Source organism: uncultured Massilia sp., from assembly GCF_913773735.1.
Lineage (GTDB): Bacteria > Pseudomonadota > Gammaproteobacteria > Burkholderiales > Burkholderiaceae_D > Telluria.
Window position 1 is genome coordinate 55,190 of record NZ_CAJYEB010000015.1, and the last position, 20,579, is coordinate 75,768.

The following is a 20,579-nucleotide window of genomic DNA, read 5'->3' on the forward strand; positions in this document are numbered from 1 at the left end:
CGCAGGGCACCGCACGGGTGGCGGCGCGGCGCATGCCAGGGGTGGCGGCGTGCGGCGAATCGGTGGCGTCCCGTCAGGCGGGTCTGAAATTATACCGTCACTCGCCGGGTTTGTTCCGGCATCGATGAGATGGTGCCGGACGCCTCAAAAAAAGCGTGGCGTAAAGACGTTTGTAACGTAGTGTTTCAATGATCCGATTGTTACAGAAGGATACAAATACGGGGGGTTTAGCAATTTCCAAGATACATACAGGCATGACAATAAACCCCATGGAACCGCCGTTGGCGCGGTGCCTAGTCCAAAAACACGGCATACGCGGACCGTTTTTCCGCCTCCACAATGGGAAGATTGCTATGAATAAAGAATACGTGCCTGAATGGGACCAGCCGGCCGCTCGCGGCGATGACGCCGCCGCGCCGATCAAGGCCCACGCCGCTGGCGGTGTGAAACAAATCGTTACCATCCGCCTCGACGTCGACATGCTGGACTGGTTCAAGTCGGCCGGTCCGGGCTACCAGACCCGCATCAACCAGGTACTGCGCGAGTACATGGAAGCCAACCGCGTGCGCGCCCAGGGCGAGCAGCACTGATACACGACAGGACAGCCCGGCGCGGCGCGCCGGGCACGTGACCGGGGCCCAGCGCCCCGCGGGTCGACGGCGACGCCGCCACCCGTTTCCCGGAACGGGAATCTCACCGAGGCCGGATGCCTCTCCGACAAGACGACGGCCGGTTCATGCTGCAGCATGCACCGGCCGTTCGCATTCTGGTGGGTGAGATGGCGCGCCCGGGATCAGGCGAACGCCAGCCCGTCGAACGAAAACCCCTTCAGGAATTCCGCCGCCGCCAGCCGCTTGCCGCCGGGCTTTTGCAGCGCCGTCAGGCGCAGCGCGCCGGTGCCGCAGGCGACGACGATGCCGTGCTGCGCATCGGCCGCCAGCACCTGGCCGGGCCGGCCGTCGCCGTCGACCGCCTGCGCGTTCCATATCTTGATCGTGCTCGCGCCGGCCTGGCCGGACGCGCCGGGGAAGGGATTGAAGGCGCGCACCTTGCGCGCCAGCGCCTCGGCCGGCAGCGACCAGTCCAGCTTCGCCTCTTCCTTGCCGATCTTGGCGGCATAGGTCACGCCGTCTTCCGGCTGCGGCACGGCCTCGAGCGTGCCGGCCGCCATCCGGCGCAGCGCGTCGACGATCATGCGCCCGCCCAGCGCCGCCAGCTTGTCGTGCAGGCTGCCGGTGGTGTCGGTGGCGTCGATGGGAAGGTGTTCCATCAGGAGCATCGGGCCGGTGTCCAGGCCTTCTTCCATTTCCATGATGGTCACGCCGGTGTCGTGGTCGCCGGCTTCGATCGCGCGGTGGATCGGGGCGGCGCCGCGCCAGCGCGGCAGGAGCGAGCCGTGGATGTTGATGCAGGGCTTGATGTCGAGCGTCGAGCGCGGCAGGATCAGGCCATAGGCGGCCACCACCATCACGTCGTAGTCGGTGGCCAGCAGGCGCGCGTGCGCCGCCTGCGCTTCGGCCGCGCGCTGCGGGTCTTTGGCGTCCATGCGCAGCGACAGCGGCTGCAGCACGTCGATGCCGTGGGCGAGGGCGACCTGCTTGACGCTCGATGCCTGCAGCTGCATGCCGCGCCCGGCCGGGCGGTCCGGCTGGGTCAGGACGAGCGGCACCTCGAAGCCGGCGTCCAGCAGGGCGCGCAGGGCGACGGCGGCGAACTCCGGAGTGCCGGCGAAGACGACCTTCATGCGTGGCGGCCTTCGCGCTGCAGCTCGCGCTCTTCCTTCTGCAGCTTGGTCTTGATGCGGTTGCGCTTGAGCGGCGACAGGTATTCGACGAAGACCTTGCCCATCAGGTGGTCCATCTCGTGCTGGATGCAGACGGCCAGCAGGCCGTCGGCCTCGACCTCGAAGGGCACGTTGTGCTGGTCGACCGCGCGCACCTTCACGCGCGCCGGGCGCTCGACGCCGTCGTAGATGCCGGGCACCGACAGGCAGCCTTCGTCGTAGACCTGCTTTTCCGGGCTGGCCCAGACGATTTCCGGGTTGACGAAGACCATCAGCCGGCTCTTGTCTTCGGTGACGTCGATGACGACCACGCGCTCGTGCACGTCCACCTGGGTCGCGGCCAGGCCGACGCCCGGCGCGTCGTACATGGTCTCGGCCATGTCCTCGACCAGCTGGTGGAGGCGCTCGCCGAATTCGGTGACCGGCTTGGCCACCTTGTGCAGGCGCGGATCGGGATAGCGGAGGATGTTCAGTAAGGCCATGGTTGTTCGTTCGTCGGTGGATTCAGTGGTTGGTATATCGGTGCCGGCCGCGTGGATTCAAGTTGCCGCGTGGACACAACACCCAAGCATGACAGACACGCCGTCCCGGCCGGGAAGACGCGTTTGTCTTGCTAGTTCATGGATTTCTCGGCAGAATTTGATTCAGCTCGGCAACCCTCGAGGCGACCTATCCTGTCCGGCAAGCGGTCGAGGGAGTGTCTGATTCCTGCGCCTTGGCTGGCCGAGGTGGCAGCCAGCACCCGTGTCAATGCCGCATTTACGGACTCTTTGATGAAAAATTTTAGCACAGGCGCAGCCTGGTCGCTCGCCGCCCGTGGCGCCGCAGCGGCCGCGTTCGCTTGCCTGGCCGCCGGCCAGGTCCAGGCCGCCACCAACTGCACCTTCCGTCCGAATGCGCCCGACCAGCACCTGGTCGTCAAGGGCGACACCCTGTGGGACATCTCCGGCGCCTTCCTCGAGCACCCCTGGTGCTGGCCCCAGGTCTGGGGCATGAACCGCGACGAGATCCGCAACCCGCACTGGATCTACCCCGGCCAGGTCATCTATTTCGACCGCGCGCGCGGCCGCCTGACGCTGACCCGTCCCGGCGCCGGCGGCGCCGGCGGCCAGCCGCCGCTGGTGCGCCTGTCGCCCCAGTTGCGCACCGAGGCGCTCGGTCCGGACGGGGCCGTGCCCGCGATCCCGCCCGGCGCGATCGAACCGTTCCTGACCCAGCCGCTGGTGGTCGAAGCCGACGCGCTCGCCGCGACGCCGCGCATCGCCGCGGTGCCGGAAGACCGCGTCTACCTGGCCGACGGCGACCGCATCTACGTGCGCGGCGCATTGCAGGGCGCCACCAATTTCCAGGTGTTCCGGCCCGGCAAGGCCCTGGTCGACCCGGACACCGGCAAGGTGCTGGCGCACGAGGCCGCCTACGTCGGCGACGCCCGCCTGGTGGCCGCGGCCAAGCCGGGCGTGGACGTGCACAGCTTCGTCGTCACCCGCTCGGTGCAGGAGATGGGCGTGGGCGACCGCCTGCTGCCGACCCCGCCCACGCCGCTGCGCAACTACGTGCCGCATGCGCCGGACAAGCCGGTGGCGGCGCGCGTCATGTCGATCGCGTCGGAGGCGACGTACGCCTCCCAGTACCAGGTCGTGACTGTCAACCGGGGCGCGCTTGACGGACTCGACGTCGGCGCCGTGCTGCAGCTTTATCATGCTGGACGGACCGTGCAGGATCCGGGCGCCCCCAGGGGCTTGTTCGGCCTCGGCGGCACCAGATTACGGCTCCCGGAAGAACGGTATGGCGAACTGTTCGTGTTCCGGGTCTTCGGTCGCGTCTCGTATGGCCTGGTCATGCAAGTGAGCACGCCGGTACAGGTCGGCGACGCGGCGACATCACCGGAGTAGATCACCGTGCAGGCACCCGGCGGCGCGCAGGACGAGCAAGTACCCGGCGCCGCAGCGGGCGCCGCTGCGCGGCAGGGCCCGGCCGGCCTCGCCGACGACCGCCTGGCCGCCTGGCTGCGCCTGGACCGCACGCGCGGCGTCGGTCCGCGCACGGCGGCCGCGCTGCTTGCCACGTTCGGCAGTCCCGAAGCCATCTTCCGGGCCGGCCGCGATGCCCTGGCGCGCCATGCCGGCCCGGTGCTGGCGCAGGCCCTGTGCGCGCCGCCGTCCCCCGACACCGCACGGCTGGTCGAGGCCACGCTGCGCTGGCGCGCGGCGCCCGGCCGGCACGTGCTGGCGCTGGGCGAGCCCGGCTATCCCGAACTGCTGGCGCGCATCCCCGATCCGCCGCTGCTGCTCTATATAACAGGCGATGCGCGCCTGCTGGCCGGACCCTGCCTGGCCATCGTCGGCAGCCGCAATGCCAGCAGGCAGGGACAGGCGAACGCGCTGGCGTTCGCCGAGGCGCTGGCGGGCGCGGGCCTGCGCATCGTGTCCGGCCTGGCGCTGGGCATCGATGCCGCCGCCCACGAGGGCGCGCTGCGCGCCCCTGGCAGCACCGTCGCCGTGGTCGGCACCGGCCCCGACCTGGTCTACCCGGTGCGCAACCGGGCGCTGGCCGGGCGCATCGCCGAGGCGGGCTGCATCGCCAGCGCCTACCCGGTGGGCACGCCGCCGCTGCCGGGTAATTTCCCGAAGCGCAACCGGATCATCTCCGGGCTCGCGGCCGGCGTGCTGGTCGTCGAGGCCGCGGCGCAGTCCGGTTCCCTGATCACGGCGCGCCAGGCAGCCGAGCAGGGCCGCGACGTGTTCGCGATTCCCGGCTCCATCCACGCGGCCTTGTCCAAGGGATGCCATGCACTGATCCGCGAGGGCGCCAGGCTGGTCGATACGGCGGACGACGTGCTGCAGGCGCTGGCGCTGTCGCCGCTGGCCGGCATGCAGGCGCGCGCCGCGCTGGAGGTCCACCGCGGCGCGGCGGCCGGCGTGCCGGCGCAAGATGCCGACGCGCCCTTGCTGCGCGCCCTCGGCCACGGCCCCGTCGCGCCCGATGCGCTGCAGGCCGCGCTCGGCTGCGGCGCGGGCGAACTCGGCGCGCGGCTGCTCGTGCTGGAATTGCAAGGACATCTTGAACGCCTGCCCGGCGGCCTCGTCCAGCGTCTCGTGTCAGGAGCATAAACATGCTACGGAACTACGTAGGAAGCGGATAAGGCCGATAAACAACGCCGCCGTTTCCCCGCCCGGGCGCAGCACGTGCCGCACTTGTGCCCCGAGGAGCTTAGCTGCTACAGTAGCGTCACCATGTTCGACATCCTAGTCTACCTTTACGAGACGTACTACCGTCCCGATGCCTGCCCCGAGCCGGCGGCGCTGGCGCGCAAGCTGTCGGCCGTCGGATTCGACGATGTCGAGATTTCCGAGGCGCTGGACTGGCTGCACGGCCTCACCGAAATGGCCAGCTCGGTCGATCCGGCCCTCGAGTCGAGCGGTACCCGTTTCTACATCGACCAGGAAGTCGACGTGCTCGGCAGCGCCGCCGTCGGCTTCATCCAGTTCCTCGAACTGGCCGGCCTGCTGTCCGCCTCGCAGCGCGAGATCGTCATCGAACGCGCGCTGGCGCTGGACGAATCGCCGGTCACGCTGGGCAAGCTCAAGATCATCGTCCTGATGCTGCTGTGGAGCCAGGGCAAGGAGCCGGACGCGCTGATGTTCGACGACCTGTTCGGGTCCGACGACGAGGACGCCGAGCCGCGCCTGCTGCATTGATTCCGGATGCGTATTGACGAAGAACGGGGCCTCGGCCCCGTTTTTTCTTGCTACTAAGAAAGAAAAAGCGTAGCGTGCACGGCGGGGACGGGGCAGGGTCTTGAAGTTCGCGGGGCCAGCGTCTACTTGCGGATTGCGCGGCAACCCGCTTATCATTGGCCGCTATTCCGCCGATTGTTACCAATAAGCTATTACGGGACAAGGTCCCCGGCCGGCCGCCTCCTGTATGATGCGCGAGCCCGCTCCTTCGAACACGTAGAGAAACCATATGACCAAAGCCCTCATCATTGCCGAAAAGCCTTCCGTGGCGAACGATATCGCCAAGGCGCTCGGCGGCTTTACCAAGCACGATGAGTATTTCGAATCCGACGACTACGTCCTGTCGTCCGCCGTCGGCCACCTGCTCGAGATCGCGGTGCCCGAGGAATACGACGTCAAGCGCGGCAAGTGGAGCTTCACCCACCTGCCGATGATCCCGCCTTACTTCGCCCTGAACCCGATCGCCAAGACGGAATCGCGCCTCAAGGTGCTCAACAAGTTGATCAAGCGCAAGGATGTCACCACCCTGATCAATGCATGCGACGCGGGGCGCGAAGGGGAACTGATCTTCCGCCTGATCGCCCAGAACGCCAAGGCCAAGCAGACCGTCAAGCGCCTGTGGCTGCAGTCGATGACGCCGGCCGCGATCCGCGACGGCTTCGCGCACCTGCGCAGCGACCAGGAAATGCTGCCGCTGGCCGACGCCGCGCGCTGCCGCTCCGAAGCGGACTGGCTGATCGGCATCAACGGCACCCGCGCCATGACCGCCTTCAACTCGAAGGAGGGCGGCTTCTTCCTCACGACCGTGGGCCGGGTGCAGACGCCGACGCTGTCGATCGTCGTCGAGCGCGAGGAAAAGATCCGCAGGTTCGTGCCGCGCGATTACTGGGAAGTGCGCGCCGAGTTCGGCTGCGCGGCCGGCAGCTACGAAGGCCGCTGGCTCGATACGAAATTCAAGAAGGACGAGAACGATCCGGAGCGTCGTCCCGAGCGCATCTGGAACAGGGCGGATGCCGAAGCCATCGTCGCCGCCTGCCTGGGCAAGCAAGGTAATGTCACCGAGGAATCGAAGCCGACCACCTCGATGGCGCCGGCCCTGTTCGACCTGACGTCGCTGCAGCGCGAGGCCAATGGCCGCTTCGGTTTCTCGGCCAAGAACACGCTGGGCCTGGCCCAGGCGCTGTACGAGAAGCACAAGGTGCTGACCTACCCGCGTACCGATTCGCGCGCGCTGCCGGAAGACTATATCGGTACGGTCAAGACGACGCTGGAAGTGCTGAAGGGCATGCCGAACTACCACCAGTTCGCCAAGCAGATCCTGGACAAGAGCTGGGTCAAGCCGAACAAGCGCATCTTCGACAACAGCAAGATCTCGGACCACTTCGCGATCATCCCGACCGGCACGGTACCGAAGAACCTGTCCGAGCCGGAACAGAAGCTGTACGACCTGGTCACGCGCCGCTTCATGGCCGTGTTCTTCCCGGCCGCGGAGTTCCTGGTCACGACCCGCTTTACCGAAGTCGAGGGCCACCAGTTCAAGACCGAGGGCAAGGTGATGACCAACCCCGGCTGGCTGGCCGTGTACGGCAAGGACACGACCGGCGACGACAAGGACGGCGCCAGCCTGGTGCCGGTCGGGAAGGGCGAGAAGGTCCGCACCGACAAGGTCAATGCCAACGCCCTCGTCACCAAGCCGCCCGCACGCTACAACGAAGCGACGCTGCTGTCGGCGATGGAAGGCGCGGGCAAGCTGGTCGATTCCGACGAGCTGCGCGACGCCATGGCAGGCAAGGGCCTGGGAACGCCGGCGACCCGCGCCGCGATCATCGAGGGCTTGCTGAACGAGAAATACCTGTTGCGCGAGGGCCGCGAGATGATCCCGACCGCCAAGGCGTTCCAGCTGATGACGCTGCTGCGCGGCCTGGGCGTAAACGAGCTGACCGCGCCGGAACTGACCGGCGAGTGGGAATACAAGCTGTCGCAGATGGAAAAGGGCCAGATTTCGCGCGACGAATTCATGCGCGAGATCGCCGAGATGACGGAAATCATCGTCAAGCGCGCCAAGGAATACAACAACGACACGATCCCGGGCGAGTACGCGACCCTGGTCACGCCGTGCCCGAACTGCGGCGGCGTCGTCAAGGAAAACTACCGCCGCTTCGCCTGCACCAAGTGCGATTTCTCGATGAGCAAGGTGCCGGGCGGCCGCCAGTTCGAGATCGAGGAAGTCGAGCAACTGCTGAAGGACCGCACCATCGGTCCGCTGCAGGGCTTCCGCTCGAAGATGGGCCGGCCGTTCGCGGCGATCCTGCGCATCGTGCGCGACGAGGACATCCACAACTACAAGCTGGAATTCGATTTCGGCCAGGACCAGGACGAGGGCGAGGACGGCGAAGGCGTCGACTTCAGCGGCCAGACCCCGCTCGGCCCCTGCCCGAAGTGCACCGGCAAGGTCTACGAGATGGGCCTGGCCTATGTCTGCGAGCATGCCGTGGCCAAGCCCAAGACCTGCGATTTCCGCAGCAGCCGCATCATCCTGCAGCAGGAAATCCTGCCCGAGCAGATGGCCAAGCTGCTGAACGAAGGCAAGACCGACCTGCTGCCGGCCTTCGTGTCGCAGCGCACGCGCCGCGCCTTCAAGGCCTACCTGGTGCGCGGCAAGGACGGCAAGATCGGCTTCGAGTTCGAGGAGCGCAAGGCCAAGCCGGCGGCCAAGGGCAAGGCGGATGCCGCCGACGGGGCGGCCGAGGCCGGCGCCGAGTCGGGCGAGACCGCGGTGGCGGTGAAGAAGCCGGCGGCGCGCAAGGCGCCGGCCAAGACGGCGGCGAAATCGGCCACCAAGACCGCGGCCACCAAGACCGCGGCGGCGAAGAAACCGGCGGCGAAGGCCGCCAAGAAAGCCGCGTAGGGAGCGGAGCCCGTAGGGGTCAGAGCCCGGTTCACCCGGTTGGGCTCTGACCCCGGTGTTTGCACAGCCAATACCGCTTTCGAAGCCGCAGGCCACGAACCGGGGTCAGAGCCCAACCGCAACACCGGGCTCTGACCCCTCCGGGCGCTGACCTAACGCCAATAAAAAAAACCGCGAGCCCTCGGCATCGCGGTTTTTTATTGTCCTGCGCGCGAAACGATTTACTCGCGCCAGTCGTCCTGCAGGGCCATGATCGCGGCCTCGCCATTGCGGATCGCCTTCACGCGGCGCACGATTTCGTGGCGCCATGCCTCGTCGGCATCCATTTCCATGTCCTGCTCATCATTGTCCGCATAGACGAGACGCATCAACTCGTGACGCTCGGTGACGGACAACTGCTGGATTTGCTTGGCCAGTTCGGTGACGGTAGACATGGATTAGGGCTCCCGTTGGAAAATATTACAGGATGATAACGTGGTATTTAATGAATGTCGACAGGCATCATATTGTCTGTTGGTTTTCTGTCGATCAACTTATTGTCCGGATCGATGCCGGCCCGTTCCGGGCGGCCGGTGACGACCAGCGTGACGGTCTGGACGGTCTTGTCGACCAGGCGACGCTCGCGCGCCAGCGGGTTGCCGTCGGCATCGTCGACGCCGAACTCGATGTAGTCACGTAGCGGCACCGGCTTTTCCTCGCCCAGTTCGCCGGCCCGTACCTTGCCCGCCGTGGCGCGGATCGTCACGTCGTACTTGCCGTCCGGACGGCGCGTCGCGGTGGCGGCGTCGGCGCGGTTTTCGTACAGCACGATGGCGTCGAACAGGTCGTCGATCAGGTAGGCCTTGTCCGGCGGGGCGATGGCGCGCAGGCGCTCGACCAGCGCCTGCGCCGTCGGATAGGGCGGACCGGCGAAGGCGTGGGCGGCCAGCAGTTCGCGCAGCACGCGGTCGACGGCGTCCGCGCCCAGCAGGTCCTGCAGCAGGTACATCGCCAGCGCGCCCTTGTAGTAATGGATGTACTGCTGGTCCTCGTTCTGCGCCAGCGGCAATTCCTTGCGGCGCTCGACCACGCGGCCCATCAGGTAGTGGTCGAGGTCGTAGCGCAGGAAGCGTCGCATCTTGCCCGGGCCCAGCGTGTCCTTCATCGTCATCAGCGCCGTGTACTCGGCCAGGCTTTCCGACAGCAGGGTGGCGCCGCGGCTGTCGGCGCCGACCAGCTGGTGGCCCCACCACTGGTGGGCCACCTCGTGCGCGCTGACGTAGTACGGATAGTCGATGTCCTTGCGCGAGTCCGGATCGACCCGGGCGATGAAGCCGGCGCTTTCCGAGAACGGGATCGTGGCCGGCGCCGACTGGGCGAAGCTGGCGTAGCGCGGGAACTCGGCGATGCGCAGTTCGCGGTGCTGGTAGGGGCCGAAGCGGCGCGAGCCGTAGGCCAGCGCGGCCTTGGCGCCGCGGATCATGCGGTCGACGTTGAATTCGTGGCCAGGGTGGTAGTAGACGTCGATGGTGACGTCCTGCCAGCGGTCGTGGCGCACTTCGTAGCGGGCCGACTGGATCGTGTAGAAATTCAGCATCGGCTTCTCGGCGCGGAAGCGGAAGTAACGCCGTCCGCCATGCATCCACTCCTGTTCCAGCGTGCCCGGCGCGACCACGGTCTGGTCGGCGCTGGTGCCGACGACGGCGTCGAAGGCGATCCAGTCGGCATCGTTGCCGAGGTAGTTGCGCATGCGCGCGCCCGCGTCGTCGCGCGGCGCCCGCGGCGCCTTCGGGCCGAGGCCGTGGCGCCGGCGGTCGCGCTCGTCCAGCAGTTCGACGTCCGGCTGGTAGCCGATGCGCGGCAGCGCGCCATTGCCGAAGAACGTGCCGTTGCCCACCACCGCGGTGTCGCGGCCCAGGCCGAAGATGCCGCCGGGCGCGTCGACCAGGTCGTATTCCAGCGCCAGCATGGCCCCCGGCGCCAGCGGCTGGACCAGCACGTAGCGGTAGAAGCCGCGCTGCGGATCGGCCTCGGCCAGGCGCGCCGCCTGCGAGAAGCGCGGACGCAGCACCGGGCCGGGCTGCTGGTACAGGACGATGTCGCGGATCGGGGCCGCCGTGCGGTTCTGCAGCTGGTAGGCGCCGTGCACGTTCAGCGTGCGCGTGTCCGGATGGATATCGACCTGCAGGTCGACCTTGGCGATGCGCGGCTGCGGCAGCGCGGCGTAGCGCTTGTAGCGCAGCTCGTAGTCGGCGCGCAGGCTTTCCTTGTGCCATGGGCTCTGCCAGGCGCCCTCGTGTTCCAGGTTGTACCAGAGCAGGGCGCCGCTGGCGCCGAACAGCAGCGCGCCGGCGCCGAACATGGCCAGCACGCCCGGGCTCAGGCGGCGCTGCGCCTGGCGCAGGCGTTCGCCCAGGCTGTCGCTGACGCCGCGCGGCCACAGCACCAGCGCCAGCGTGAACAGCAGCAGCGCGGCGCCGCCCCAGTAGACCAGCAGCGCGTGCTGCAGCGCCAGATAGTGGCCGAAGCCGTTCATCGCGGAATAGGTGACGTCGGGCAGGGCGGCGTACACCAGCAGCGGATGGGCGAGGCCGTAGCCGGCCAGCACGATGGTGGCCAGGTAGAACAGCACCATCGCGAAATGGGCGAGGTATTTGTGGTTGAGGATGGCGTGCGCCGCGATCGCCAGCACGGCCAGCAGCACGTAGCGCGGCAGCAGCAGGCCGAACAGCGTGCTCAGGTACAGGCCCGGCTCCAGCATCACGTAGCCGCGCGCCAGCTGGATCACCATCCCGCACAGCATGGCCGCCAGCAGCAGCAGGGCCTGCAGGCCGGCCAGGGCGAGCGTCTTGCCCGCCAGCGGCAGCCAGCTCGGCACCGGCAGCGCGTCGGTCATCTGGCCCATGCGCGCATCGCGCTCGCGCCATACCATCTCGCCGGCATACACGGTGGTGACGACCAGGACGAAGGGCGCGAACAGGTCGCGGATCAGTTCCAGCACCATGTAGGTGACCGGGTAGGTCGGGGTGCCGAAGATCGAGCCCAGGTTGATCGAGCCGAACACCAGCACCAGCACGCCGGCCAGCACGATGGCGGCGAAATACACGTTCTTGACCGATTCGCGCAGGTTCAGCCAGCTCATCCTGGCCAGCAGCAGGCCCAGGCTGCGGCCGGCGAAGTCGGGTTCCTCGTGCAGGACGGCGGCGTCGGCGGGCCGCGCGCCGGCATCGGCTTCCAGCCGCGCCTGGCCGCGCCGGCCGGAGGGCGTCGAGACGAAGTGGAAGCGCCAGTAGCCCAGCAGCAGCGCGGCCAGCGAGAACAGCGACCAGATCAGGCGATTGACCAGGTACACGCCCTCGAACGGCACCTGCAGCGTGTTGCGCTCGGCGACCGGCCAGTATTCGGTGAGGCGGGCCACGGCCATGGTGCCGAACGGGTCGATCAGCGCGGCCAGCGTCTTGTAGTCGAGGTCGCGCGCCAGCGAGGGCGCCACGATGTAGCCGACCAGCATGACCACGCCCGCCACGTAGACCGGCAGCATGCGCCGGGTCAGGGCGGCCAGCACGAAGAAGATGGCGCCGAAGATGAACAGGTTGGGCAGCAGCGTCAGGAAGTAGGGCAACAAATAGGTGGCGGCGGCATAGGGGCCGAAGCGGGCCGGGTCGACGCCCGGCAGCAGGCCGCCCAGCAGCAGGCCGAGCGGGATCGCCGCGACCACCACGGCCAGCGCCGCCAGCGCGCCCAGGAAGCGCCCGAACACGTAGGCGTGCTTGGGGATCGGCGCGCTGAAGAAGAAGTGGTGCATCTCGTGCTCGAAGTCCTGCTGCACGGCGCGTCCGGTCATGGCGGCCACCACGATCACGGCCAGCGAGCCGAGGAAGCCGACGCTCAGCGCCACCTGGCGCGGCGCGTTCAGGAACACGCGGCCGCCGAAATACACGTTGAGGTCGCGGAAGGCGCCGCCGGCGGCGGCCATCCACAGCAGCGCGAGCGCCAGGAAGGCGAAGAAATAGATCCAGGTGGACAGCATGCGCAGGCGCTGGCGCGCTTCGAAGCCGGCGATGACGGACAGGGCGCGCATGGCCTCAGCAGTTCCCTGCCTGGTCGTTGTGGCGCCCGGCGATGGTGGCGAAATAGACGTCTTCCAGCGTCGGGTGCACCGGCTCGAAATCGTCGCCCGGATAGCGCTCGGCGTACACGTGGATCAGCGGGCGCCCGCCCAGCAGGCGCGTGGAGATCACCGTGTGGCGCTGCTGGAACGCGGCCAGGTCGCCCTTGGTGACGAAGCGCGCCCAGATCTTCCCTTCGATACCTTCGACCAGGCGCGCCGGTTCGCCGCACAGCAGCACGTGGCCCTTGTTGATGATCGCCATGCTGGCGCACAGGTCGGCCACGTCGGACACGATGTGGGTCGACAGGATCACGGTCTTGTCCTCGCCGATGTCGGACAGCAGGTTGTGGAAGCGCACCCGCTCCTGCGGGTCGAGGCCGGCGGTCGGCTCGTCGACGATGATCAGTTGCGGGTCGCCGAGCAGCGCCTGGGCGATGCCGAAGCGCTGGCGCATCCCGCCGGAAAAGGTGCCGAGGCGCTGGTTGCGCACCTCGAACAGGTTGGTCTGCTGCAGCAGCGCGTCGACGACCTCGCGCCGGCGCGTGCGGTTGGACAGCCCTTTCAGCTGCGCGAAATGGTCGAGCAGCTCGTAGGCGGTGACTTTCGGATAGACGCCGAAGTCCTGCGGCAGGTAGCCGAGCAGGCGGCGTACCTCGTCCTGTTCGTCGAGCACGTCGATGTCGTCGAGGAAGACGGAGCCGCTGTCGCACTCCTGCAGCGTGGCCAGGATCCGCATCAGGGTCGACTTGCCGGCGCCGTTCGGCCCCAGCAGGCCGAACATCCCCGGCGGGATGCTCAGCGTGACCCGGTCCAGGGCGACCACGCCATTGGCGTAGGTCTTGGACAGGTTGCGGATTTCTAATTCCATGGAAACTCCTGGTACTCGGGCAAGCGCATCGGGCAAACGCATCGCTTGTGACAATGCGCGTATTTCATGACTATTGCATTGTATTAAAAACAGGAAGTCACGGCAGCAGTCGTGCGACACACGGCCATTTCCCCCGTCCAAAGTGCGTAAAAGCGGGAACAGGATGCACGGAAACGACAGCGAAGAATAAGCGAGGGAAATTCTTCTGTCCACTTTGGCAACATGCTCCGGGACTGCGGGTAAACATGCATAATGGGCGCATGGACACCTTCATCAAGGACAAGATCCTGGCGGTCACGCGCCAGGGCCGTACCCGGGCCGAGTCGACCGACTGGTTCCGCGTCGCCGTCGGCCTGCACTACCTGGCCGGCCTGATGACCAAGGATGCCATCGACTTCAAGGCGGTCGACCGCGACTACAACCGCTTCATCTACCACACGGTGGGCGGCGGGCACACGATCACCAGCGCCCTGCAGTTCATGAGCGGCAAGAAGGTGCTGGCGGTGCTGGAATCGCCGCGCTTCATGGCGGCGTTCGCGCAATGCTGCCCGGAGATCCCGCCGGACTCGATTCCCTTCCTGCTCGAGCTGAACCTGGGCGTGGCGAAGAACATCTCGAAGCTGGAGGTCGCGGGGCCGGTGCACGACTGGCTGCAGCGGCAAAAGCAGAGTACGGCGCTCGGACAAGCGCGAGGCGATGGCGGCGAAGGCCTATAATGGCGGCTTCGTGGACAACTTTGCAAGGCACGTCATGGCAGATGCAATCCGGCACATCAATCCCCTCGACAACCTGATCGTCGGCCTGGACAAGGCGCTGCGCGTGGTCGGCGGCGCGGTGAAGGCGTCGCGTCCGAACCCGGGCAACGCGGCGCCGGACGCCGAACTGAGCGCGCAGGAACAGCGCCACAGCGCCGGCCTCATGCGCATCAACCACGTCGGCGAAGTCTGCGCCCAGGCGCTGTACGATTCCCAGGGCCTGCAGGCGTCGACGCCGACGCTGCGCGCCCAGTTCGCCCAGGCCGGCCGCGAGGAAGAAGACCACCTGGCCTGGTGCGCCGACCGCCTGGCCGAGCTGGGCTCCCAGCCGAGCCTGCTCAATCCGCTGTGGTATGCGGGCGCCTTCGCGATCGGCAGCGTCGCCGCGCGCATGGGCGACGCCGTCAGCCTGGGCTTCGTGGTCGAGACCGAGCGCCAGGTCGAGGCGCACCTGAACAGCCACCTCGACAGCCTGCCGCCGCAGGACGCCAAGTCGCGCGCCATCGTCACCCAGATGCGCGACGACGAGGTCGAACACGCCGACAAGGCGCAGGCGATGGGGGCGGCGGCGTTTCCGCTGCCGGTCAAGCTGGCGATGCGGGCGATGGCCAAGGTGATGACCACCACGGCCTACCATATTTGATCCGGCAAACGCCGCAGGTCTAAAACCACGGCGTAGGGTGGGCAGCTCCACCCTCTCAGCGGCAAATACGCGGCCTATGCGCTGCCCACGCGTGACGTTCGCGCCGTGTTGGCCGTTCTCGATCGCAGCCGCAGGCCATGCATGCGTCACGCGTGGGCAGCGCACACGCAACGTAGTTGCGGACGATCAGGTGGAGCTGCCCACCCTACGCCTGACGCGGCAGGGCCGCGTCAGGCCTCGACGATCTCGAACGAATGCGTGATCTCGGCCGTTTTCGCCAGCATGATCGACGCCGAGCAGTACTTGTCGTGCGACAGGTCGACGGCGCGTTCCACCGCGGCCGGCTTCAGGTTCCTGCCGGTGACCGTGAAGTGGAAGTGGATCTTCGTGAACACCTTCGGATCCGTGTCGGCGCGCTCGGCCTTCAGCGTCACGTCGCAGCCGCGCACGTCCTCGCGCCCGCGCTTGAGGATCAGCACCACGTCGTAGGCCGTGCAGCCGCCGGTGCCCAGCAGCACCATCTCCATCGGACGCGGCGCCAGGTTGTGGCCGCCGCCTTCGGGTGCGCCGTCCATGCTGACCAGGTGGCCGGAGCCGGTTTCGGCCCGGAAGCTCATGCCGGACGGGCCGTTCCAGCTGACTTTGACTTCCATCGTGTTCTCCATCGTGTATCGGGGGCATCCATTCTAAGCCAGGCCGGACGCCCCTGCGCGGCGCCCCTTCAGACGCCCAGCACGTAGCGCTCGCTCTTCATGCGCCAGCTGGCGAAGCCCACCGCCAGCGCCGCCCCGACCAGCGAGCAGGCGAAGGTCAGCAGGAAGGGCAGGACGCCCAGTTCGATGCCGCGCGCCGTTTCCGTCAGCAGCGTCTGGTTCGACAGCATCGGCACCGCATACATCCAGGGCGCGGTCTTGAGGCTCATGGTCGACACCACGATGCCGGGCACCAGCGGGATCAGGATCAGGAACGACAGCACGCTCTGCGCTTCCTTAAACGACTTGGCGTTCATCGCCACCGCGATCTGCAGGCCGGCGGCCAGCAGCGACAGCGGCAGCGAGGCCAGCCACACCAGGAACAGCTTGCCCCAGCTCACGCGCCAGGACAGGCCGATCTCTTCCAGCGGCAGCCAGGACAGCACCAGGTGCGCCAGCGCCAGGTTCAGCGTGACGCCGAAGACGGCCAGCACCACGGCCGCCAGCCACTTGCCGGTCACCAGTTCCCACGTCGTGACGGGCTGCGCCATCAGCACTTCGAGCGAGCGCCGCTCGCGCTCGCCGGCGGTGCTGTCGACGGCGGCCGACATGCCGCACATGAAGGCCGGCAGGAACAGCGCGCCGAGGATGCCGCTGATCACGGTAGCCGAGCGCGCCGCCGTGCTGCCGGTGTCGTAGCGCTGCACCTGGACCGGCGCCAGCGTGGCCGGCGACACCCCGTGCGCCAGCAGGCGCGCGCTGGCGATGTTGTTGCCGTAGGCTTGCAGCACGTCCTCGATGTCGCGGCGGCCGTCGCGGTCCGAGGCCGAGTCGTACCACAGCTCGATGCGCGCCGGGCGCATCGCGTTGTAGTTCTCGGTATAGTTCGCGGGCACGCGCAGCACGGCGGCGATCTTGTGGTTGCGCAGCAGGGCGGTGATGGCGTCTTCCTCCATCGGGCCGGCGTCGGTGATCGTGATGTTCTTCTGCTTGAGCTGGGACACCAGCGTCGGCGCCTGGCTGCCGCCGATCACCGTCAGCGCGATGCCCTCGCGCTCGGGCCGGGTGGCGCGGTCGATCCACTGGTTCAGCAGGAACGCCAGCATGGCCGGATACATCAGCGTGAACATCGCGATCAGCGCCAGCGAACGCTTGTCGCGCAGCGATTCGCGCAATTCCTTCAGGAAGACGACCAGGTACTTGGGCTTCATGCGGCGATTCCTTCGTCGGTGCCGACCAGGTGCACGAAGGCATCCTCGAGGTTGGCGATGCCGGTGCGGCGGCACAGTTCGGCGGGCGTGCCCTGGGCCACGGTGTGGCCCTTGGCGATCACGATCACGTCGTCGCACAGGTGCGTGACTTCCTGCATCACGTGGGTGGCCATGATCACGCAGCAGCCCTCCGCGCGCAGCGCCGCCAGCGCGTGGCGCACGGCGCGCGTGCTCATCACGTCCAGGCCGCGCGTCGGCTCGTCGAGCAGCAGGTGGCGCGGCCGGTGCAGCAGGGCGCGCGCCAGCGCCACCTTGATGCGCTGGCCCTGCGAAAAGCCCTTGCTGCGGCGCTCCATGATGTCGTCCATGGCCAGCATCCCGGACACCTCGTCGATGCGGCGCCGCAGGCCGGCGCCGTCCATGCCGTTGAGTTCGCCGAAGTAGGTCAGGTATTCGCGCGTCGACAGGCGCTCGTACAGGCCGAACTGGTCGGTCAGGAAGCCGATGCTGGCGCGCACGCGCATCGGGTCGCGTTCCGGGTCGACACCGTCGACGGCGATGGTGCCGTGGTCGCGCTTGAGCATGCCGACCAGCGTGCGCAGCAGCGTGGTCTTGCCGGCGCCGTTGGGGCCGAGCAGGGCCGTGATCTGGCCGTCGCGCGCGCCGAAGCTGACGCCTCCCAGCGCCTGCACGGGACCGAAATGTTTGCGGACTTCATGTGCTTCGATCATGCCTTGTCCATCCGTTCAGGGTTGCGGCCCGGCGCTGCCGAGCTGGAAAGTGGGGGGCGGGATCTCTTCCAGGCAGGCGGCGTCGAGTTTCGCGCCGGGCTGGTCGAGGAAAGTGCGCAGCAGGCGCGGCGCGCAGCCGAGCTGGGACACGCCGTGGCCGACATTGGTCACCGTGACCGATTGCGCGTGCGGCATGAAGCGCGCGGCGCTGGCGGCGCGGTGCGGCGGCGTGACCGGGTCGAGCGCGCCCGACAGCAGCAGGGCCGGGGCGGCGATCGGCGTGGGTTCCTTGTACGGCACCGGCGGCACGTTCATCGCCGCGCACATGCCCGGCATGCGCTGGCCCAGCGCGCGCGTCAGCGGCGAGGCGTCGGACGCCACCAGCGCCGGCGTGAAGCGCGGCATGTCCTCGGCGCACACGACGGCCAGGTGCAGCAGCGTGGCCGGCGAGCCCTCGGCGGAAAAGTCGGCGGCCAGGTTGCGGCGCGCCACGAACGGCTGCCAGCGGCCGCGCGCGGCGCTGTCGACCAGGAAGGGCAGGCGGCGCGCGTCGGCCGGCGCGTACAGCATGTTGCGCGCGGTGTCGAGCAGGCGCGCGCTGGTCATGGTCGTGTCGACCGGCTGCGCGGTGCGCGGATCGGGCAGGTTCAGCTTGAGCGGCGCGGCATCGAGCCTGGCGACCAGCGCGGCGAAGTCGGCGCGCAGGTTGGGGTAGGCCTTGCGGCACGGGGCGTCGAGCGCGCACTGCTCGAACAGCTTGTCGAGCGCGGCCTGGCCGTCGCGCCCGCCCGCCGGGATCACCTGGTCGGGCGCGGCGACGCCGTCCAGCACCAGCGCGCGCACGCTGTCCGGCCAGGCGCGCGCATAGGCCTGCGCCAGGCGCGTGCCGTAGGAGCCGCCCCAGAGATTGATCTTGCCGTAGCCGAGCGCGCGCCGCACCGCTTCGATGTCGTTGGCCGCATTGGCCGTGGTGTAGGCGGCGAACGGCGCCTTGCTGGCGGCGATGCAGCGCTTCAGTTCGGCGTCCACCTGGTCGTCGGTCAGCTTGACGTCCTCGTCGAGGTTGGACTTGCATTCGAGCCGCCCCGACAGGCCTGTGCCGCGCTGGTCGATGAACACGATGTCGCGCGTGGGCCGCACGCGCTTGAAGGCGGTCGACAGCAGTCCCAGCACGTCGCTGCCGGCCTGGCCGGGACCGCCGGCCAGCACGAACAGCGGATCGGGGCGGGCGCCCTGGCGCAGCGCCGGGGCGATCGTCACGTGCAGCGCCAGCGTGCCCGGCTTGCCGGGTTCGAGCACGACCGGCAGCTTGAGGCAGCGCAGCGCTTCCTCGACGCCGGGCAGGTGGCAGGTGCGGGTCTGCGCCGCCGGCGCGGGCGCCGGTTCGGGGGGCGGCGCCGCCTGCGCGGCGGGGATGGCGGCTGCGAGCAGCACGCCCAGGATCAGACTGGTCTTCACGAAGCCTCCCATGGTTTGCCGGCCATAGTAAATTGCTACTTTCTTTATGGTCAACAAAAAGTTGCATATATGCATGTCTTGACGCAAGGCGTCGTGTCCCGGCCGGGCAATGCGGCAGCCGGCTTGACTGGAGCGTGCGGGATCGGCTATGATCGTAGGCTTTCCATTTGCTCAGGAAAAGACAATAAGGCAGAGTCCGCAGCTGTTGCGAGCGGAACCACCATTGAGCATTCTTTACTCCATATAGGAAGTCAACATGAAAACTTTTTCCGCTAAGGGCCATGAAGTCCAGCGCGATTGGTACGTGATTGACGCGACGGACAAGGTCCTCGGACGTGTTGCCAGCGAAGTGGCACGCCGACTGCGCGGCAAACACAAACCGGAATTCACTCCGCACGTCGACACCGGCGATTTCATCGTCGTCGTCAATGCAGGCAAGCTGCGCGTCACCGGCACCAAGGCCACCGCGAAGACGTACTACCGTCACTCGGGCTACCCGGGCGGTATCTACGAAACCAACTTCCTGAAAATGCAACAGCGCTTCCCGGGCCGTGCCCTGGAAAAGGCCGTCAAGGGCATGCTGCCGAAGGGCCCGCTGGGCTACGCCATGATCAAGAAGCTGAAAGTGTACGCGGAAGCCACCCACCCGCACGCTGCCCAGCAACCCCAAGCACTCGAATTCTAAGGAACTGACATGATCGGTAACTACAACTACGGCACCGGCCGTCGCAAGAGTGCAGTCGCCCGCGTGTTCATCAAGTCCGGCACCGGCCAGATCATCGTGAACGGCAAACCGGCCGCCGAGTACTTCTCGCGCGAAACCGGCCTGATGGTCATCCGCCAGCCGCTGGAACTGACCGGCAACGTCGAGCGTTTCGACATCAAGGTCAACGTGCATGGCGGCGGCGAGTCCGGCCAGGCAGGTGCAGTGCGCCACGGTATCACCCGTGCACTGATCGACTACGACGCAGGCCTGAAGGGCGACCTGGCACGTGCCGGTTTCGTCACCCGCGACGCCCGCGAAGTCGAGCGTAAGAAAGTCGGTCTGCGCAAAGCACGTCGCGCCAAGCAGTTCTCGAAGCGTTAATCGCATCGTACGGAGGCGGCACGTCGCTGCCGCTCCGGACCGGAAAGCCGCCCGCTGCAAAGCCGGCGGCTTTTTTCATGGCGCTGTTCGCGTTAATTAAGCGAACCATCCGCTGCGCTGGCAGTCTCACCCATTGTCGAGGTAACTCATGGGGAGGCAGCAATGCAGGCTCTGGCGTTCGACGACGTGCTTGCCGCGCTCGAAGCGTTACCGATGTGCATGCAGAATCTTGCACGCCTGCGCAGCTGGATCGCCTCCATCGCGGATCCCGGCGAATTCATCGCGCTCATCGAACAGGCTGCCGGCCGTCCACCCTGTCCCCGTTGCCGCGCCACGCGCGTCCACCGCTGCGGCAGCGCCAGCGGCTTGCAGCGTTATCGTTGCTGCCGCTGCGGGCGCAGCTACAACGCGCTCACCGGCACACCGCTGGCGCGCCTGCGCCTCAAGGAGAAATGGCTGGCGTACCTGCAGTGCGTGCTCGAATCACGCACCGTGCGCGACGCCGCGGCGGTCACCGGCGTGCACCGCACCACCAGTTTTCGGTGGCGTCACCGCTTCATTCCGGGCGCCATGCACGAACGTGCGCCGACGCTGTCGACCATCGTCGAGGCGGACG

18 protein-coding genes and 1 pseudogene are annotated in these 20,579 nt (G+C 67.6%); 10 read left to right on the plus strand and 9 right to left on the minus strand.

Going from position 1 to position 20,579, the window contains the following annotated elements; all coding sequences use genetic code 11:
* Nucleotides 1-443: 443 nt before the first annotated feature.
* Nucleotides 444-590, plus strand: a complete 147-nt coding sequence (locus QZ749_RS25635) for a BrnA antitoxin family protein (protein WP_373896789.1) — start codon at nucleotides 444-446, stop codon at nucleotides 588-590.
* A 203-nt stretch (nucleotides 591-793) separates the two neighbouring features.
* On the opposite strand, the gene fmt is transcribed toward QZ749_RS25635, so the two are convergent.
* Nucleotides 794-1,744, minus strand: coding sequence for a methionyl-tRNA formyltransferase (gene fmt / locus QZ749_RS06455; protein ID WP_296944694.1), 951 nt, complete (start codon nucleotides 1,742-1,744; stop codon nucleotides 794-796).
* Nucleotides 1,741-2,265 (minus strand): peptide deformylase, encoded by a 525-nt coding sequence (def, locus tag QZ749_RS06460; protein WP_296944696.1) that lies wholly within the window; start codon nucleotides 2,263-2,265, stop codon nucleotides 1,741-1,743. Before def ends, fmt begins: the two co-directional genes overlap by 4 nt.
* Before the next feature lie 291 nt (nucleotides 2,266-2,556).
* Here def and QZ749_RS06465 point away from each other — a divergent pair, with 291 nt between their 5' ends.
* From QZ749_RS06465 to QZ749_RS06480, 4 genes are all read left to right on the plus strand, one after another.
* The gene (locus tag QZ749_RS06465; protein WP_296944698.1) at nucleotides 2,557-3,675 is read left to right on the plus strand and encodes a LysM peptidoglycan-binding domain-containing protein; all 1,119 of its coding nucleotides are present in this window, start codon (nucleotides 2,557-2,559) and stop codon (nucleotides 3,673-3,675) included.
* 6 nt (nucleotides 3,676-3,681) lie between these two features.
* A complete protein-coding gene (gene dprA / locus QZ749_RS06470) occupies nucleotides 3,682-4,893 on the plus strand; it encodes a DNA-processing protein DprA (protein ID WP_296944700.1) in 1,212 nt (403 codons plus the stop codon).
* Nucleotides 4,894-5,016: 123 nt separating this feature from the next.
* The gene (locus QZ749_RS06475) at nucleotides 5,017-5,481 is read left to right on the plus strand and encodes a DUF494 family protein (RefSeq protein ID WP_296944702.1); all 465 of its coding nucleotides are present in this window, start codon (nucleotides 5,017-5,019) and stop codon (nucleotides 5,479-5,481) included.
* A gap of 268 nt (nucleotides 5,482-5,749) precedes the next feature.
* Nucleotides 5,750-8,428, plus strand: a complete 2,679-nt coding sequence (locus QZ749_RS06480; RefSeq protein WP_296944704.1) for a DNA topoisomerase III — start codon at nucleotides 5,750-5,752, stop codon at nucleotides 8,426-8,428.
* Nucleotides 8,429-8,649: 221 nt separating this feature from the next.
* Here the strand turns inward: QZ749_RS06480 and QZ749_RS06485 are convergent, their stop codons facing one another.
* Genes QZ749_RS06485 through QZ749_RS06495 form a run of 3 tightly spaced genes read right to left on the minus strand, consistent with a single transcriptional unit; the run spans nucleotide 8,650 to nucleotide 13,386 of the window.
* Nucleotides 8,650-8,862 (minus strand): addiction module protein, encoded by a 213-nt coding sequence (locus QZ749_RS06485; RefSeq protein WP_296944707.1) that lies wholly within the window; start codon nucleotides 8,860-8,862, stop codon nucleotides 8,650-8,652.
* A 47-nt stretch (nucleotides 8,863-8,909) separates the two neighbouring features.
* On the minus strand, nucleotides 8,910-12,488 hold the full coding sequence (locus QZ749_RS06490; protein ID WP_296944710.1) for a M1 family aminopeptidase: 3,579 nt from the start codon (nucleotides 12,486-12,488) through the stop codon (nucleotides 8,910-8,912).
* 4 nt (nucleotides 12,489-12,492) lie between these two features.
* The gene (locus QZ749_RS06495; protein WP_296944713.1) at nucleotides 12,493-13,386 is read right to left on the minus strand and encodes an ABC transporter ATP-binding protein; all 894 of its coding nucleotides are present in this window, start codon (nucleotides 13,384-13,386) and stop codon (nucleotides 12,493-12,495) included.
* A gap of 260 nt (nucleotides 13,387-13,646) precedes the next feature.
* Between QZ749_RS06495 and QZ749_RS06500 the strand changes: the two genes are divergently transcribed.
* Nucleotides 13,647-14,102, plus strand: a complete 456-nt coding sequence (locus QZ749_RS06500) for a hypothetical protein (RefSeq protein WP_296944716.1) — start codon at nucleotides 13,647-13,649, stop codon at nucleotides 14,100-14,102.
* 34 nt (nucleotides 14,103-14,136) lie between these two features.
* Nucleotides 14,137-14,784 carry a 2-polyprenyl-3-methyl-6-methoxy-1,4-benzoquinone monooxygenase gene (coq7, locus tag QZ749_RS06505; RefSeq protein ID WP_296944719.1) on the plus strand — a complete coding sequence of 216 codons (648 nt, stop codon included), beginning with the start codon at nucleotides 14,137-14,139 and terminating at the stop codon, nucleotides 14,782-14,784.
* A 230-nt stretch (nucleotides 14,785-15,014) separates the two neighbouring features.
* Here the strand turns inward: coq7 and QZ749_RS06510 are convergent, their stop codons facing one another.
* The 4 genes from QZ749_RS06510 to QZ749_RS06525 form a co-directional block, all read right to left on the minus strand.
* Nucleotides 15,015-15,437, minus strand: coding sequence for an OsmC family protein (locus tag QZ749_RS06510; protein ID WP_296944722.1), 423 nt, complete (start codon nucleotides 15,435-15,437; stop codon nucleotides 15,015-15,017).
* A 68-nt stretch (nucleotides 15,438-15,505) separates the two neighbouring features.
* Nucleotides 15,506-16,687, minus strand: a complete 1,182-nt coding sequence (locus QZ749_RS06515) for an ABC transporter permease (RefSeq protein ID WP_296944725.1) — start codon at nucleotides 16,685-16,687, stop codon at nucleotides 15,506-15,508.
* Nucleotides 16,684-17,418: an ATP-binding cassette domain-containing protein gene (locus tag QZ749_RS06520; protein ID WP_296944727.1), complete on the minus strand. Its 735-nt coding sequence runs from the start codon at nucleotides 17,416-17,418 to the stop codon at nucleotides 16,684-16,686. The genes QZ749_RS06515 and QZ749_RS06520 overlap by 4 nt, the downstream gene beginning before the upstream one ends.
* Before the next feature lie 15 nt (nucleotides 17,419-17,433).
* The gene (locus QZ749_RS06525; protein ID WP_296944730.1) at nucleotides 17,434-18,876 is read right to left on the minus strand and encodes an alpha/beta fold hydrolase; all 1,443 of its coding nucleotides are present in this window, start codon (nucleotides 18,874-18,876) and stop codon (nucleotides 17,434-17,436) included.
* A gap of 256 nt (nucleotides 18,877-19,132) precedes the next feature.
* Between QZ749_RS06525 and rplM the strand changes: the two genes are divergently transcribed.
* The 3 genes and pseudogenes from rplM to QZ749_RS06540 form a co-directional block, all read left to right on the plus strand.
* Nucleotides 19,133-19,561 (plus strand): 50S ribosomal protein L13, encoded by a 429-nt coding sequence (gene rplM, locus QZ749_RS06530; RefSeq protein WP_230020260.1) that lies wholly within the window; start codon nucleotides 19,133-19,135, stop codon nucleotides 19,559-19,561.
* 9 nt (nucleotides 19,562-19,570) lie between these two features.
* The gene (rpsI, locus tag QZ749_RS06535; protein WP_179675980.1) at nucleotides 19,571-19,963 is read left to right on the plus strand and encodes a 30S ribosomal protein S9; all 393 of its coding nucleotides are present in this window, start codon (nucleotides 19,571-19,573) and stop codon (nucleotides 19,961-19,963) included.
* A gap of 162 nt (nucleotides 19,964-20,125) precedes the next feature.
* A pseudogene (locus QZ749_RS06540) lies at nucleotides 20,126-20,579 on the plus strand (IS1595 family transposase); the annotation flags it as partial.